General features: G+C 42.9%; 14 protein-coding genes and 1 tRNA gene. 13 read left to right on the top strand and 2 right to left on the bottom strand.

Annotated elements, in window-relative coordinates; genetic code table 11:
- Nucleotides 1-37 precede the first annotated feature (37 nt).
- Nucleotides 38-1,078: a nucleoid-associated protein YejK gene (gene yejK / locus DXX92_RS09540; RefSeq protein WP_116000247.1), complete on the bottom strand. Its 1,041-nt coding sequence runs from the start codon at nt 1,076-1,078 to the stop codon at nt 38-40.
- Between the two features lie 183 nt (nt 1,079-1,261).
- On the opposite strand from yejK, the gene DXX92_RS09545 reads away from it, so the two are divergent.
- The 3 genes from DXX92_RS09545 to DXX92_RS09555 all read left to right on the top strand — a co-directional run bounded on the left by DXX92_RS09545 (nt 1,262) and on the right by DXX92_RS09555 (nt 3,383).
- Nucleotides 1,262-1,486 (top strand): DUF1414 domain-containing protein, encoded by a 225-nt coding sequence (locus DXX92_RS09545; RefSeq protein WP_116000248.1) that lies wholly within the window; start codon nt 1,262-1,264, stop codon nt 1,484-1,486.
- Nucleotides 1,487-1,510: 24 nt separating this feature from the next.
- Entirely contained in the window at nt 1,511-3,187 is a 1,677-nt protein-coding gene (locus DXX92_RS09550; RefSeq protein WP_116000249.1) for a DUF3413 domain-containing protein, read from the top strand.
- 119 nt (nt 3,188-3,306) lie between these two features.
- Nucleotides 3,307-3,383, top strand: a tRNA-Pro gene (locus tag DXX92_RS09555).
- A 46-nt stretch (nt 3,384-3,429) separates the two neighbouring features.
- On the opposite strand, the gene DXX92_RS09560 is transcribed toward DXX92_RS09555, so the two are convergent.
- A complete protein-coding gene (locus DXX92_RS09560) occupies nt 3,430-4,329 on the bottom strand; it encodes a LysR family transcriptional regulator (RefSeq protein WP_116000250.1) in 900 nt (299 codons plus the stop codon).
- Between the two features lie 177 nt (nt 4,330-4,506).
- Here DXX92_RS09560 and DXX92_RS09565 point away from each other — a divergent pair, with 177 nt between their 5' ends.
- From DXX92_RS09565 to DXX92_RS09610, 10 genes are all read left to right on the top strand, one after another.
- Nucleotides 4,507-5,211 (top strand): histidine phosphatase family protein, encoded by a 705-nt coding sequence (locus DXX92_RS09565; RefSeq protein ID WP_116000251.1) that lies wholly within the window; start codon nt 4,507-4,509, stop codon nt 5,209-5,211.
- A gap of 114 nt (nt 5,212-5,325) precedes the next feature.
- A complete protein-coding gene (locus tag DXX92_RS09570; protein WP_116000252.1) occupies nt 5,326-6,093 on the top strand; it encodes an SDR family oxidoreductase in 768 nt (255 codons plus the stop codon).
- A 117-nt stretch (nt 6,094-6,210) separates the two neighbouring features.
- A complete protein-coding gene (locus DXX92_RS09575; RefSeq protein ID WP_116000253.1) occupies nt 6,211-7,422 on the top strand; it encodes an acyl-CoA dehydrogenase family protein in 1,212 nt (403 codons plus the stop codon).
- A 41-nt stretch (nt 7,423-7,463) separates the two neighbouring features.
- Complete coding sequence (locus DXX92_RS09580; RefSeq protein ID WP_116000254.1) at nt 7,464-8,492, top strand: phosphotransferase family protein; 1,029 nt, start codon at nt 7,464-7,466, stop codon at nt 8,490-8,492.
- An 84-nt stretch (nt 8,493-8,576) separates the two neighbouring features.
- Entirely contained in the window at nt 8,577-9,338 is a 762-nt protein-coding gene (locus DXX92_RS09585) for an SDR family NAD(P)-dependent oxidoreductase (RefSeq protein WP_116000255.1), read from the top strand.
- 99 nt (nt 9,339-9,437) lie between these two features.
- Nucleotides 9,438-11,261: an acyl-CoA dehydrogenase gene (locus tag DXX92_RS09590; RefSeq protein ID WP_116000256.1), complete on the top strand. Its 1,824-nt coding sequence runs from the start codon at nt 9,438-9,440 to the stop codon at nt 11,259-11,261.
- Nucleotides 11,262-11,321: 60 nt separating this feature from the next.
- Nucleotides 11,322-11,855: a MaoC family dehydratase gene (locus tag DXX92_RS09595; protein ID WP_116000257.1), complete on the top strand. Its 534-nt coding sequence runs from the start codon at nt 11,322-11,324 to the stop codon at nt 11,853-11,855.
- 60 nt (nt 11,856-11,915) lie between these two features.
- On the top strand, nt 11,916-12,830 hold the full coding sequence (locus DXX92_RS09600; protein ID WP_116000258.1) for an SDR family oxidoreductase: 915 nt from the start codon (nt 11,916-11,918) through the stop codon (nt 12,828-12,830).
- Nucleotides 12,831-12,885: 55 nt separating this feature from the next.
- Complete coding sequence (locus DXX92_RS09605) at nt 12,886-14,079, top strand: acetyl-CoA C-acyltransferase (protein ID WP_116000259.1); 1,194 nt, start codon at nt 12,886-12,888, stop codon at nt 14,077-14,079.
- A 149-nt stretch (nt 14,080-14,228) separates the two neighbouring features.
- Nucleotides 14,229-15,911, top strand: a complete 1,683-nt coding sequence (locus DXX92_RS09610; RefSeq protein ID WP_116000260.1) for an AMP-binding protein — start codon at nt 14,229-14,231, stop codon at nt 15,909-15,911.
- Nucleotides 15,912-15,916: the final 5 nt, after the last annotated feature.

The raw sequence follows: 15,916 nt of genomic DNA on the forward strand, positions 1-15,916 counted from the left end.
ATTGAAAATAAATTACTGGGCGCCGTTATGGCCAGTCTTACTGATCGTTTTGATCATTAAGTAACTTCAATAGTTGATCTTTTAAATTTGGTGGGACTTTATAAATTGTTAAGCTGTCATTGGCTTGATTATACACGACATCTTGGCCAAAGTGACTACGCTCAAAGCTAACGCTGATACCATTACCGAAGCCTGAATATTTGGTCACCTTGTTCACTACTGCTTGATCATGCGGGAATGACTCTTCAATTTGGTAGTCTTGGGTTTTACAGAATTCGTAAAAGCTATCGCCACCATCACCGTTAGAAACGATTTTATCAATTTCTTTAATTTGTACGTCTTGTGACGATTCTTTTTGCTCTTTACAGTAGCTAAGCAGTTCTTTACGTGTTTGTTGCTTTTCATCTGCGTCTAACTGATTAACGGCAACATAATCTTCAACAGCTTCAACCAGTGCTTGGGTTTGCGCTTTAGCATTTAAACCTTCTTCACAGCCTAAAAAGTCTAAAAAGAAGTCAGATACTTTACGACCAGCACGACCGCGAATAAAGGTGACATAGCGATCGCCTGATGGATTTTGCTGATAATCAAATAAATCAATACGCGCTGCTAGTTGCAGTTTGTCGGTATCTAAATGTTGGTCGGCAGAAATGTTTAATTCGCTATCCACTGAATAATGCTCAGAAATAGGAATAATGGCAGCAATTAAGTAGCGACCGCCCATGTGCTCGTAATGGCTCAGCACTAAATAGCCGGTTTCGGCTAAGTCGTATTTAGTCAGTTCATTTTTCAACAAGTTAGTGGCTTGTTGGCTAAAACTGTTGAAATCTTGTACATCGCTTAAGTAACTTTCCATGATATCAACAAAACGTGCTTCATCGCCTTCTGCTGGCATTGATGAAAAATGGCCATAACCTTTATTGCCTTTTTTATTGTAAATATTATGGAGTGCCTCCATAAAGCTTTGAATTTTATTGCTAATCGCTAACGATTCTGCGCCGTAGCGAATTTGTACTTCGCCGGTTTCTGCTTGTTTTGAAAGAAAATGCAGCGCGATATTGGAAATTATTAAACTCATAATTGCTGGTCAGTATGATATTGATAAGGCTTTTGATAAACTATGGCGCTTATCACCTTTCAATCTTATCTAGTGATTTAACTAAACCTAAAAACATCGGCCTTATAAACCGATAAGCTTTAGCAAGCTGATAGTATGCTGTTAAGTAAAGTCGCTAAGTAAAACGTATTTAAGTAAAAAATTATGCCTATTGTATCTAAGTATTCCAACGAACGTGTAGAAAAAATTATCGACAACCTATTAAATGTCTTAATTGAGGAAAAAGCAGGTGCAGATTTGTCGCTAATGTGTTTAGGTAATGTAGTAACCGAAGTACTAACGCAACAAGTGCCTGAAAAACAACGACAAGCCGTAGTTGAAAATTTCACTAAAGCGCTAAGCCAATCGGTTAACACTACAACTAAATAAGAAGAACAAGAGTTACAAAACGTTATGGTGTCGTTTGAATCGAAAACCTACAGCAAGAAGCTATTACATTTAATTAGCTGGGGGCATTGGTTTACCTTTTTTAATATCATTGCGGCGATATTGCTCGCCACGGTTTATGTGGTTAATGAAGCGGCGCCACAAACCTTGGCTGGCCAAGTATACTTGGTCAGCACTTGGCTCAGTCATATGGCGTTTTTAACCTTTATGACCTTTGTCTTGCTAGTCTTCCCCCTTACCTTACTTATTCCCAAAACCCGCTTTATCAGAGCTGCAGCGTCGATTATTTTTACTGCCATGTTGCTGCTGTTACTGCTCGACGCCTTTGTTTATAACCGCTTGGGTTACCATATAAATGCGTCTTCAATTGGGCAAATCATTGATTTAATTGGTCAAGAAATACAGGATGATAGACGCACTTTTTGGTTTATTAGCCTTGTTTTGACCTTAGTCATACTGACATTTCAATTAACTGTCAGTAATTACGCTTGGAAGCACTTAAGCAAATTACAACGTACAGTATTTGCTAAATTTGTTGTATTTGGCTTAATCGTCGCGTTTTTTACCAGCCATATGATGCACATATGGGCCGACGCTAACCTTGAATATGACGTGTTAAAGCAAGATACCACTTTACCGCTTTCCTACCCAACCACAGCTAAAACATTGCTAACCAAATACGGAATGTTCAATGAAGGCGACTATATAGCGCGTAAAACTAGCCCGTTAGCCTTTAATCAACCGATGCCCAAATATCCGACCATTGGCCAATGTCAGGCGATTGATAACCAGCAGTCAACTTTTGTAATACTGAGTAAGGCAACCTTGTCTGAGCAGCAAATTAGTCAGTTTAGCCAGCGTTCTACTGCAACGAGTATCAAGCTTTCTCACCATATCGATAACGCAACCTTTGATAATGCATGGTTTAACTTAGTTTATGGTTTACCAACCATTTATCAGCCATCAATCAAGCAGGAAATGGCCGAATCTGTGCTGTTACAAGCGATCAAGCAGCACAACTTAACAACCAGTTTAACGCTAATCACTGAGCAGGCATCACCGATGATGCCTTGGTTTGCTGAGCATTTTGATAGTGTTAATGAGCGAGATAATATTGCCTCACTTATCTTTCCAGAAGAGTTAGCAGAATTTTCGCAAGGCCTACACTTTATCTACTTTGATCAAGAAGATACTTACCAACTTGAATTGTTTATTGATGCCCTGCTACTTGCACAAAAGCAAAAAGCCCAGCAAGACAACATTATTATTAGTTCACTGGGTAATGCTTCTGAGCAAGAGATGTTATCGATAAAGCCAGCGTTAATTTTATGGCCTGAAAAGCGTCAGCAGCAAATCTCACGCTTAACCAGTCAAATGGATATTGCGCCAACGTTACTAACGAACTGGTTAGGCTGCCAAGAACATTCTGAGCAGCTAACTGGTGGTAAAAATGTCTTTAATCTAACAGGTGATCGAGTGATTGCCAATACCACTGAAAATGGCATGGTCGTGTTTAACAAGGATAAATCAGTATTAATTGATCAAAATGGTAACTTCCAAAGTTATTCGCGCCAATTAGCTGCGCCAATTTCAGTACCATCAGATTTTCCACTAATGATTGATGGCGTCCATTTCATCAAACGCTTTAGTGAAAATCATCAACAGATTCAAAACGTTCAATAAATCATCGCTTGAACAGAGATAAGAAAAAATATGGACTTTTGTGATTGCAAAAGTCCATATTATCGTTAATATACAGCCTGTTTCTTGCGATTCTCATCAAGAAATACATACCAAATAATCGGGATATAGCGCAGTCTGGTAGCGCGTGCGTCTGGGGGACGTGAGGTCGCAGGTTCAAGTCCTGCTATCCCGACCATTTCTTTTTTATACCCTAACACTTATCACTAAAAACTTTAAAAGTATTAACTATTAGGCTGCTGCGCAGCGATTACTTTATTGCGCAACCATGTATTTGCAGGGTCTTGGTCAACATTGCTATGCCAATAGATATGCACGTCTAGCGGTGGCAGTTCTATTGGCAGTGGCGCGATACTAATGGGTAAAAGTTCACGGTACATTTTGGCCGATTTCTCGGGTATGGTTAGCAACATGTCATTGTTTGCGATAACTCGACACGCCGACAATAAATGTTGGCACCTTAATGCGACTTTTCGCTGTATGCCAAGTCGCCCTAATTCGTAGTCTTCCAAGCTTGGGCCAGAAGTACGTGTAGAAGCAACGACATGCGTTTGGCTTAAGTACCTTTGCAAGTCCAACTTGCCAGTAAAAATTGGATGGTTCTGTCTAGCCACCACCACTAGCTTGTCTTTGGTTAACTGTTGGTGCACGACATTGCTACTAACAGGCAACAAAATATCAATGGCTATATCGATATCACCACTTGCTAACTTGTTCTCTAGTTCACTTCGCCTCACTCTTTTACTGGTAAAATTCATATTTGGCGATTCTGTTAGCAGTTGCTCAGCAAATAGCGGTAAATATGAAGCTTCTAGCGAGCCATGTAATGATACTGTGCAATATTTTCGAGACGTTGAAGGTTCAAATTTCTGCGCTTGATACACACTGCTTTGCAGTTGATGAAGTGCTTCTCTGACATCGCCAATAACATTTTTAGCAAGCGCTGTTGGCTTCATTTGATTGCCCTGTCGAATAAAGAGCTTATCATCGAATTGTGTTCTTAATTTTGCCAACGAATGACTGACCGCTGGTTGCGAAAGGTTTAAGGCTGAAGCCGCTTTACTGATATTCCCTTCACAGTAGATGGCTTCAAATACCACAAACAAATTTAAATCCATTTTCATTGTAGATCCTCATATCACTTTGCAATGCCTAACGTTGATATAACTTTTGTTTAGTAATGACTAACGCTTTATTTATTCTTAACACGAATATAATAAGATTACTAATATTCATTTGTTTTATTTATGTAGGCTTTTTAAGATGATTTTATAGCGACTAAAACCATACATAAGAAATACATGGCTTCACTTTATTTAATCAGACACGGACAAGCTTCATTTGGTGAGCCTGAGTATGATCGTTTATCGCCCAAAGGTCATCAGCAAGGTTTAATGTTAGGTAAAGCATGGCAAACCATGCCAGCCCCGGATTTAGTCTTTACTGGAGAATTGTGCCGTCACCATCAAACCTATGAAGCATTTAATAAGGCATACAGAAATACCGCGCCCCAAGTGGTTACCGCTCACGAATTACCAGCGCTTAACGAGTTCGACCATGTTGATATTTTGATGCAAAGCGAAAAACAATGGCAAAGCTATCAAGATCTTGTCGATTATTTTTCGTCGCTTCCTGATGCCAAGAACAATTTAAAGCAAGTGTTCGATGATGCTTTTACCAAATGGGCACTGGCTGGCAGTACCGGCAACTATCAAGAATCTTGGTGCGTATTCAAACAAAGAGCAAATACAGCTTTGCAACTGATGATTCAAGCGCGAAAAGTTGAACATCAAACAATTTTAGCCTTTACCTCTGGCGGTATTATCGCGGCAATAGTTCAACAATTATTAGCACTATCTGATCAACATTGCTTAACGTTAATGAGACAAATTAGAAACACTAGCGTAACCAAAATCATATTCTCTGGTGAGCGAATTTCATTAGATTACTTTAATAATTATCAACACCTTGAACAGGTAGGTGCAAGTTGGTCTACGCACCGCTGATCAACAGACAAATGAACATGAACATACAACTAAATTTATTCAACAAAATTAATATAACTAAACTCATACAATCAAATTATAAAAACCCAATTAAGCAAAATTAAGGGATATAAAATGAACAACAACTTATTTGACCTATCAGGAAAAGTCGCACTTGTGACTGGTGCAAGTCGCGGCATTGGTGAAAGCATTGCCAAAACGCTAGCCGCTTATGGTGCTCATGTCATCGTATCAAGCCGAAAAATAGACGGTTGTGAAGCTGTTGTCGAAAAAATCACTAGCGAAGGTGGCAGTGCTCAAGCTATTCCCTGCCATATCGGTGATATGGAGCAAATTGAGCAATTGTTCACTGCAATTACCGAGCAGCACGGAAAGTTAGATATTCTCGTTAACAACGCCGCAGCCAATCCCTATTTTGGCCACATTTTAGAAACAGATCTAGGTGCTTATCAAAAAACGGTTGACGTGAATATCCGTGGTTACTTTTTTATGTCAACTAAAGGCGCTCAATTAATGAAAGAGAATGGCGGTGGCGCAATTGTAAACGTCGCGTCAATTAATGGTGTAGTACCAGGTGATTTCCAAGGTATCTATTCAATTACTAAAGCCGCGGTTATTTCGATGACAAAGGCCTTTGCCAAAGAATGTGCCGCTTTCAATATTCGCGTTAATGCCCTACTTCCTGGCGCTACCGACACCAAGTTCGCCGCAACTCTAGTGAAAAATCCGAAAATTTTAGAACAAGCGATGGCACATGTGCCGATGCGCCGTGTTGCCGAACCCGACGAAATGGCTGGCACTGTGTTGTACTTAGTCTCAGATGCTGCCAGCTACACCACAGGCGCAGCTATCAATGTTGATGGCGGTTACTTAATCGGCTAAGAGCTTGTTCGGTTAAGAAGCAATTGGCTGAAGGGATTTCTCGAAAGACTCAATGAACAAAAGCTAAGCCAAGTAGCAACAAACGCAAACGCTCGGCTTAGTTAAAAGGATAAAACAATGAATTTTGAATACTCAGAAAAAGTAGAAGGCTTACTCAATCAACTTCGTGCCTTTATGGATGAGTTTGTTTACCCGAATGAAAACTCGATGAACAAGCAAATCGCAGAGCATCAATGGTCTACGCCGCCGCTAATGGAAGAACTTAAGGCCAAAGCCAAAGCACAAGGCTTGTGGAATTTATTTTTACCACTTAACTATGGTGAATACAGCGCGGGTTTAACTAATCTCGAATACGCTCCATTGGCAGAAGAAATGGGGAAAGTTGCATGGGCACCGGAAGTATTTAACTGCGCTGCGCCAGATACCGGCAATATGGAAGTGCTCGCCAAATACGGTAGTGAAGCGCAGAAAAAACGTTGGCTAGTGCCTTTACTTGCCGGTGAAATTCGCTCAGCGTTTGCCATGACTGAGCCAGATGTCGCCTCTTCTGATGCCACTAATATTGAAACCCTTATCGAGCGTGATTGCGATGATTATGTCATTACTGGTAAAAAGTTCTATATCAGCGGTGCTTGCCGTCAACAATGCCAGATCATGATTGTTATGGGAAAAACGGACCCAACTAATGACAATCGTTATGTTCAGCAGTCGCAAATATTAGTGCCAATGAACACACCTGGCGTTACTGTGGTTAGGCCAATGAAAGTATTTGGTTACAACGATGCGCCCGAAGGCCACGCGGAAGTGATTTTCGATAAGGTACGCGTGCCTGCAGACAACATCATTGCCGGTGAAGGCCGAGGTTTTGAAATCGCTCAAGGCCGTTTAGGGCCAGGTCGAATTCATCACTGTATGCGCTCAGTCGGCGCAGCACAGCGAGCCTTAGATATGATGTGCAAACGCGTTAATGAGCGCACGGTTTTTGGTCAACCGATGAGTAAATTGCAATCGATTCGAGAAGATATTGCAACGTCTGCTTGCCAAGTTGAACAAGCTCGTTTGTTAACCTTAAAAGCCGCACAAAAAATGGATCTAGCGGGCAACAAAGCGGCACAAGATTTAATCGCGATGATCAAAATTGTTGCGCCCAATATGGCACTTGATGTACTCGACCGTGCCATTCAAATTCACGGCGCGCAAGGTGTTTCGCAAGATACATTCTTAGCCCATATGTACGCTGGCCAACGCACGCTAAGACTCGCAGATGGTCCAGACCAAGTTCATATGATGCAATTAGGTCGAAATCTTGCCGCAAAGCATGCGTTATAACGTAATTTCAACTGAATTTTTGTCAACGAGCAGGAAAACACATGAAGGAAGTTGATCAATTAAACGAGCACGTGTTGTCAGAATACTTAGCAAGTCAGTTAAGTGATTTTAGCGGCCCAATTACGCTAGAAAAATTCGACGGTGGTCAATCAAACCCAACGTTTAAAGTCACTACATCAGAAAAATCTTATGTATTGCGCAAGCAACCACCGGGCAAGTTATTAAAATCAGCACATGCCGTCGATCGTGAATTTAGAGTAATTAGTGCGTTATATGGTACTGATGTCCCCGTAGCCAAGCCTTATCATTTATGCACCGACACTAGCGTGCTGGGCGAAATGTTCTATTTAATGGAATTTGTTGAAGGTGATATTTATTGGGATGCATCACTTAAACAGGTTACTAGCAACGAACAGCGCGCCGGTATTTATGATGCAATGAACAAAACATTGGCAGCAATCCATATCGTTAATGTGAATGACATTGGCCTGGGCGACTACGGCAAGCCTGGTAATTATTTTGAACGCCAACTATCACGCTGGATAGAGCAATACCGCGCAACAGAATTAGAGCGCATTGAAGAAATGGATATGCTTTACGATTGGCTAGCGCAGCATTTACCAGCTGACGATGGCCGCGTTGCGCTGGTTCATGGTGACTACCGCCTCGACAACATGATGTTCGCGCCTGATTCTTCGAACATACTGGCCGTACTTGATTGGGAATTATCTACCTTAGGGCACCCTTTTGCTGATCTCGCCTATCAATGCATGCAGCTTAGATTACCGGGCGGTATGGGCAGTGTTGACGGCCTCGCGAATGTCAATCGCGCCAGTTTAGGTATTCCAAGCGAGCAGGAATATGTAGAGCGGTACTGCCGACGCATGAACATTTCAAATATCGAACATTGGCCATTTTATTTAGCGTTTAGCTTCTTTCGCCTTGCGGCCATAGTACAAGGCGTAGCAAAGCGCGCAACCTTGGGCAATGCCTCCAATAAAAATGCCATGAAGCTAGGCGCTTATGTTAAACCGCTCGCGCAAATGGCGCTTGGCGTAACCCGTGAATAGCAACAAATAAAAGCACCGAAAAAACGAAAATCACAATAAAAAAGCAAAACAAAAATACAACAGGAACAGCACAAGGAGCACAAAATGGATGCAATGTTAGATTTCACCGGAAAAACTGTCTTAGTTACTGGTGCTTCTCAAGGGCTTGGTCAATTACTTTCAGAAGCACTAGCCAGTCGTGGCGCAAACTTAGTGATTGGCGATATTAAAGAAGCAGAATTAAAAGCCGTTGAGCAATCAATGAGTGACAAAGGCTATTCAGTAGCAGCACTTGCTGGTGATGTCTCGCAAGATAGCTATTGCCAAAACCTAGCACAATTAGCCGCTGAGAAGTTTGGCAGCTTAGATATTGCCGTTAATAATGCCGGCATCGCGCCAGCCCTTAGCCCACTGCATCAAACCGACGAAGCGACGATGGACAAGCAATTTGCGGTCAACGTTAAAGGCGTACAATTTGGTATGAAGCATCAAATTCCCTTGATGCTCAGTCAAGGTGGTGGCGTTATTTTAAATGTTAGCTCACTAGCGGGTCTAGGCGGCGCGCCGGGTGTATCTTCTTATGCGGCAGCAAAACACGCCGTTATTGGGTTAACCAAAACAGCGGCTGCTGAGTATGGTCGTTACAACATTCGCGTTAACGCCGCCTGCCCCTTCTTCACGTTAACCAACATGGTCACTGATATGTCAGACGATGAAGATCGTAAAAAAATGGCTAGAGGTGCGCCAATGAAACGTCTTGCAGAGCCACAAGAAGTGGTCGCGACTATGCTGTTAATGCTGTCTCCAGCAAATACCTACATGACAGGACAAAGCATTGCCATTGATGGCGGCGTAACTGCGCTGTAATTAAAAGTTTAACCCCATTTTTATCAACCAACTCAATCATCTTAGGCCAAGTATCTTGTTAAACAAATAGAGATAAAGGCGAAGAAAAAGAGAAAGATAATGAATACCAAAATGCTAAATGAGCGTGAAATTGAATTTTTACTTTACGAGCTGTTTGATACTGATGCTTTGTTTGACCGAAGCCGGTATCAAGATCATGATCGCACCACCTTTAAAGAAGTGATTCAAACCGCAAAAAATGTGGCAGAAAAGCACTTTTTACCGCTGCGTCATACCCTAGATAACCAGCAACCAACCTTCGATGGCGAAAAAGTGCATATCATTCCGGAGTTAAAACCTGCACTCGACGCCCTAAATGAATCAGGTTTACCTTCTGCAACCGCCGATTATGAATTCAATGGCATGCAACTGCCCCCGATTGTTGCCAACCTCGCTGGTGTCTATCTCACTATCGCGGGTGGCACAGCGCTTGGCTATAGCATGCTCACCACGGCAAATGCCAATTTATTGCAAGCGCATGGCAGTGACGAGTTAATAGAAAAATGGGTTAAGCCACTACGAGATGGCCGTTTTGCTGGCACAATGGCGATGACTGAACCCGACGCTGGCTCTGGGCTTGCCGATTTAACCACAAGTGCAGTAAAAGCTGAAGATGGTAGCTATCGCATCACAGGCAACAAAGTTTATATCTCAGGTGGCGATCACAACTTAAGCGAAAACATTGTTCATTTAGTGTTGGCAAGAGTAAAAGGCGCACCTAAAGGTGTTAAGGGAATTTCCCTATTTGTTGTGCCTAAGTATTTAGTTAACAATGATGGTAGCCTAGGCGATAGAAACGATGTAGCCCTTGCGGGTTTATTCCATAAAATGGGTGGTCGTGCACAAACCTCAACCGCGCTGAGCTTTGGGGAAAAAGGTGGCGCAATTGGCTATTTGGTCGGTGAGGAAAATCACGGTCTTGCTTATATGTTCCATATGATGAACGAAGCACGGATTATGGTTGGCACCAGCGGCGCAGCACTTGCCATGGGTGGGTATCAATACTCACTTGAGTACGCTAAAAACCGACCTCAAGGTAGACTGCCATCATGCAAAGATCCTTTATCTCCGCCCGTTAATATTATTGAACATGCCGATGTTAAACGCATGCTACTCGCGCAAAAAGCCTACGCTGAAGGCGCACTCGCGTTAGTTATGCTAGGTAGCCAACTTTCAGATGATGAAAAAACTGCACCAAGTAAAGAGCAACGTGCTTATGCCCACACTCTGCTTGATTTACTAACCCCAGTCATTAAAACCTGGCCATCAGAATATGGCACTAAAGCGAATGATTTTGCCATTCAAGTCCTTGGCGGCGCAGGTTATGTGAACGAGCACCCCATTGAAATGTTCTACCGTGATAATCGCCTTAATCCAATTCATGAAGGTACCACAGGAATTCAATCATTGGATCTATTGGCGCGTAAAGTACCAATGGGCAGCATGCAAGCCTATCAAGCATTAATGGCTGAAATTAATGACACCATTAAAGACGCAACATCACATGAAGCGTTAAATGAGTATTGTCAGCGACTAGGTAGCGCCATTGCTACGTTAAACCACACCACAGATAAGCTGCTCACTGCGATGGGTAATAGTAGCAGCCAAGGTTCAGAGAGCATTGACCAAGTGCTTGCTAATTCTGTGCATTATTTATCCATGTTTGGTCATGTTGTTGTTGCTTGGTTGTGGTTAAAACAAGCGAAAATTGCCGCAACCGCCCTGCCCAAAGCTAATCATGAAAGTGAACAGTACTTCTATCAGGGTAAATTACAGGCGGCGCAGTATTTTTACCGTTATGAGTTAACGCAAATTCAACAATGGGCAAGCTTGCTGAATGATCTTGATGATACTTGCCACCAAATGCAGGCTAACTGGTTTTAACAAGTTTCAACTGAACAAGTTAACACTGTTACTCAAATAGAGAGAAGATAAGGAATTCAGATGACAACATCAGATATAGCAACGTCAAATGAGGCGAAAGCTGTAGTAGAAAATGAACCAGCTAGTAGCGCAGCTAAACAGCCTGTGCCTGTGGCAGAAATCGCCAGTTATGTTGGATACAAAGCCAATCCGACTAATTGGCACCAAGTTACTCAAGCGCAAATTGATCAATTTGCCGATTGCACACTTGACCATCAATTTATTCATATTGACCCTGAAAAAGCGAAAAATACCCCATTTGGCAGCACGATTGCACACGGTTTTTTAACCTTGTCTTTACTCTCTCACTTTGCCGAGCAGTTTAGCATCTCCATCGAAGGCGCCTACATGGGGATCAACTCGGGTTTCGATAAAATCCGTTTTCTCCAGCCGGTTAAAGTTGGCAGTAAGATTCGAGCCCATGCAACCATTGAAAGCATAGACGAAACTAAGCCGAGACAATATCGAGTTAAAACCAATGTTTCTGTTGAAATTGAAGGCGTTGATACGCCTGCATTGATAGCTGAGTGGATAGGCATCCAATTAGTCAAATAAACCACGCTATCTTTCATAATTCAAACAACAACTAACAATTTTAAGGCAAGGATAAGAAGAATGAGCATAGAGTTTAAAGGCAAAGTCGCTATTGTCACTGGCGCAGGAAACGGTTTGGGAAAATCTCACGCCTTAGCACTGGCCAAACGCGGCGCCAAAGTCGTGGTAAATGATTTAGGTGGTGCGCGCGACGGCAGTGGTGGTTCATCTGCGGCATCAGAACAAGTTGTGCAAGAAATTATTGCCGCAGGTGGCGAAGCGATGAGCCATGGCGCTAACGTCGCTGACTTTGCGCAGGTGCAAGATATGGTGCAACAAGCCATAGATAAATGGGGACGCGTTGACATTTTGGTAAACAATGCCGGCATCTTGCGCGATAAATCATTCGCCAAAATGTCGCTTGATGATTTCAAATTGGTCATGGATGTTCATTTAATGGGCTCCGTAAATTGTACGAAAGCAGTTTGGGACATTATGCGCGAGCAAAATTACGGTCGCATCGTAATGACTACTTCTTCTAGCGGCATGTACGGCAATTTCGGTCAAACCAACTATGGCGCTGCCAAAATGGCAGTACTGGGTTTGATGAATACTTTAGTGTTAGAAGGTGCTAAACATAATATTCGTGTGAATGCACTTGCGCCAACCGCAGGAACACGTATGACCGAAGATCTTATGCCTGAAAACATACTTGGCATGCTAGCTCCTGAATATGTAACCCCTGGCCTACTTACCTTATGCGATGATGACGCGCCCAATCGCACTATTTTGTCAGCGGGTGCTGGCGGCTATGCAACAGCGACAATTTACGAAACCGACGGTATTTTCTTATCGCCAGAAGAGCAATCTCCTGAAGCTATTCGCGAGCAATGGCAAGCGGTAACCGCACCTGATAATCAGCAAGCATTAGAGTCTGGTGTTAAGCAATCAGAAAAATTCCTAACAAAAGCAATGGCGGCAATGCAGCCAAGCTAAGAACCTGCTGGTGAACACACGCAAACGTTAACCGGACAAGCTTAAGGAGAAGAACATGACTTCAACGACTAGAGAAGCCGTTATTGTATCTGTTGCCAGAACACCGATCGCAAAAGCATACAGAGGAGCTTTTAACGATCTTACTTCGCCATCGCTAGCAGCAATCGCCATTAACGCTGCATTAAACAAGGCGGGCATAAATGGTGAGGAAGTAGACGATTGTATTTTTGGCGCCGCGATGCAGCAAGGTAGCCAAAGTATGAACTTTGGTCGTCAAGCAGCAATGGCCGCCAAGTTGCCAGTTTCAGTTCCAGGCATGACCATAGACCGCCAGTGTGCTTCTGGCCTGATGGCCGTTGCCAGCGCTGCCAATCATATTGTTGGAGATGGTGCTAATGTGGTTGTAGCAGGCGGCTGTGAGTCCATCACGCTAGTACAAAATGAACACATGAACATGCACCGCGCGGTTGATGCTCAAGTTAAAGAGTACGCTCCCGCCATTTACATGCCCATGTTAGACACTGCTGAAGTCGTTGCTAGCCGTTATAACATTTCCAGACAAGCACAAGATGAATATGCCTTACTTTCTCAGCAGCGCACCGCCGCTGCACAAGCAGCAGGCTTATTCGATGATGAAATTTTGCCGGTTACCACGACTAAGCTAGTGCAAGATAAAGTAACTGGTGATATCTCAAAGCAAGAAGTTACGTTATCGCTTGATGAAGGTAATCGCCCTGACACCACGCTAGAGGGTTTATCAGGTGTTAGAACCGTAAAAGAAGGTGGCTGCATTACTGGCGGCAATGCTTCACAGCTTTCTGACGGTGCGGCAGCGCTAGTGTTGATGGAAAAATCAGTTGCCGAGCAAAAAGGGTTAGCGCCGCTTGGCGTATATCGCGGTATGGCCGTTGCTGGCTGTGAACCTGACGAAATGGGGATCGGGCCAATTTACGCCGTCCCTAAACTGCTGGAACGTCACAACCTGACCATTGATGACATAGGATTATGGGAACTTAATGAAGCCTTTGCCGTACAAGTGCTCTACTGCGCTGATTACTTAGGTATCGACAAAGCGAAGCTCAACGTTAATGGTGGCGCAATTTCTATTGGCCACCCTTACGGCATGAGCGGTGCTCGTATGGTGATGCACGCTTTACTCGAAGGTAAACGCCGAGGTGTAAAGTATGTTGTGATCACTATGTGTATTGGCGGCGGACAAGGTGCGGCCGGACTTTTTGAAGTGTTATAAATAACGTTATTTAGCTATAAAGTTCACTTTAAAATGCCTAATATAGACAGTGTCTAGTTTGCTAGACACTTCTAAAGAAAATATAAACTAAAAAATAATAACAACAATAAATATAAAAATTACAACAATCGTTTGATAGAGGATAAGCAATGGAAAAAGTGTGGCTAGAAAAAAGCTACCCACCGGGGGTGCCTTTTGAAATCAATCCTGACAAGTACACTTCATTGGTTGAAATGTTTGAAACTTATACCAACCAATACCGCGACAACACGGCATTCATTAACATGGACGCCAGCATTACCTACCAAGAATTAGCCGACCAAGCCAGAGCATTTGCTGCCTATTTACAAACTAAATGGAATCTAAAACCCGGTGACAAGTTTGCCATTATGATGCCTAACTGTTTGCAGTATCCCGTTGCCTTGTTCGGCGGTTTATTAGCAGGTTTAACGATTGTGAATGTAAACCCGCTATACACGGCTCGAGAGTTAGAGCACTTACTGATGGATTCAGACGCCAAAGGCATATTGATCATTGAAAACTTTGCTCATACGCTAGACCAAATCGTTGATAAAACCAAGGTCGAACATGTCATCGTAACTGGCCTAGGCGATCGTTTAGGTGGCTTAAAAGGCTTTATGGTTAACGCTGTTGTTAAGCATATTAAAAAGATGGTGCCGAAATACCATTTACCTAACGCCGTTAAATTTAATCAAGTGATTTCGGTCGGCCAAAATATCCAATTCACACCAGTAGCTGTTAAACCAAAAGACCTTGCCTTTTTACAATACACTGGCGGTACAACAGGCCCATCTAAAGGCGTGATGCTAACACATCGCAATATGGTGGCGAACTTAGAACAGTCAAAAGCAATGACGACGCCAGTTTTCGAACCCAACCAAGAAATTATGGTGACTGCCCTTCCGCTTTATCACATCTTTGCGCTTAACTCGAATTGTCTGTGTTTTATTGCCTACGGTGGTACCAACTTATTGATCACTAACCCGAAAGATATGCCGGGGTTTGTCAAAGAGTTAGCAAAGTATCGCTTTACTGCAATTACGGGTGTTAACACCCTATTCAACGGCCTGATCCATACCCCAGGCTTTGATAAACTAGATTTTTCTGGGTTAAAAGTTGCGTTAGGTGGCGGCATGGCTGTGCAACGCCCGGTTGCTGAAAAATGGCAAGAAATTACAGGTGTTCGCTTGCTCGAAGGTTATGGCCTAACTGAATGTTGTCCTATGGTGACTATTAGTCCCTACAACCAAACTGAATTTAATGGCTCGATTGGCTTACCCGCTGCATCAACTGAGATTCGACTGGTTGATGATCAAGGTAGCGATGTTGGCATTAATGAACCGGGAGAGCTTTGGGTAAAAGGGCCACAAGTGATGAAAGGCTATTTAAACCGCCCTGATGCTACTGCTGAGGCCATTGAAGACGGCTGGTTTAAAACTGGCGATATCGCGACCATGGACGAAGACGGCTATTTCCGTATTGTCGATCGTAAAAAAGACATGATCATTGTTTCTGGCTTTAACGTTTACCCTAACGAGCTAGAAGAAGTAATGGCGATGCACAGTGGCGTGTTAGAAGCGGCAGCGATTGGCATTCCGTGTGCCGCTACCGGCGAAAAAATTCGCATTTATATTGTGAAAAAACAAGCCGATTTAACTGAAGAATCACTTATCGCCCATGCCCGTGAAAATTTAACAAAATATAAAATACCCAAAGAAATTGTCTTCATTGATGAAATGCCAAAATCAAATGTTGGCAAAATTTTACGAAAAGAGCTACGTACGTTAGCTGCGACTAAAGCCGCAGCTTAGTAAAA

It is taken from the genome of Thalassotalea euphylliae, from assembly GCF_003390395.1.
Taxonomy (GTDB): Bacteria; Pseudomonadota; Gammaproteobacteria; order Enterobacterales; family Alteromonadaceae; genus Thalassotalea_F; species Thalassotalea_F euphylliae_C.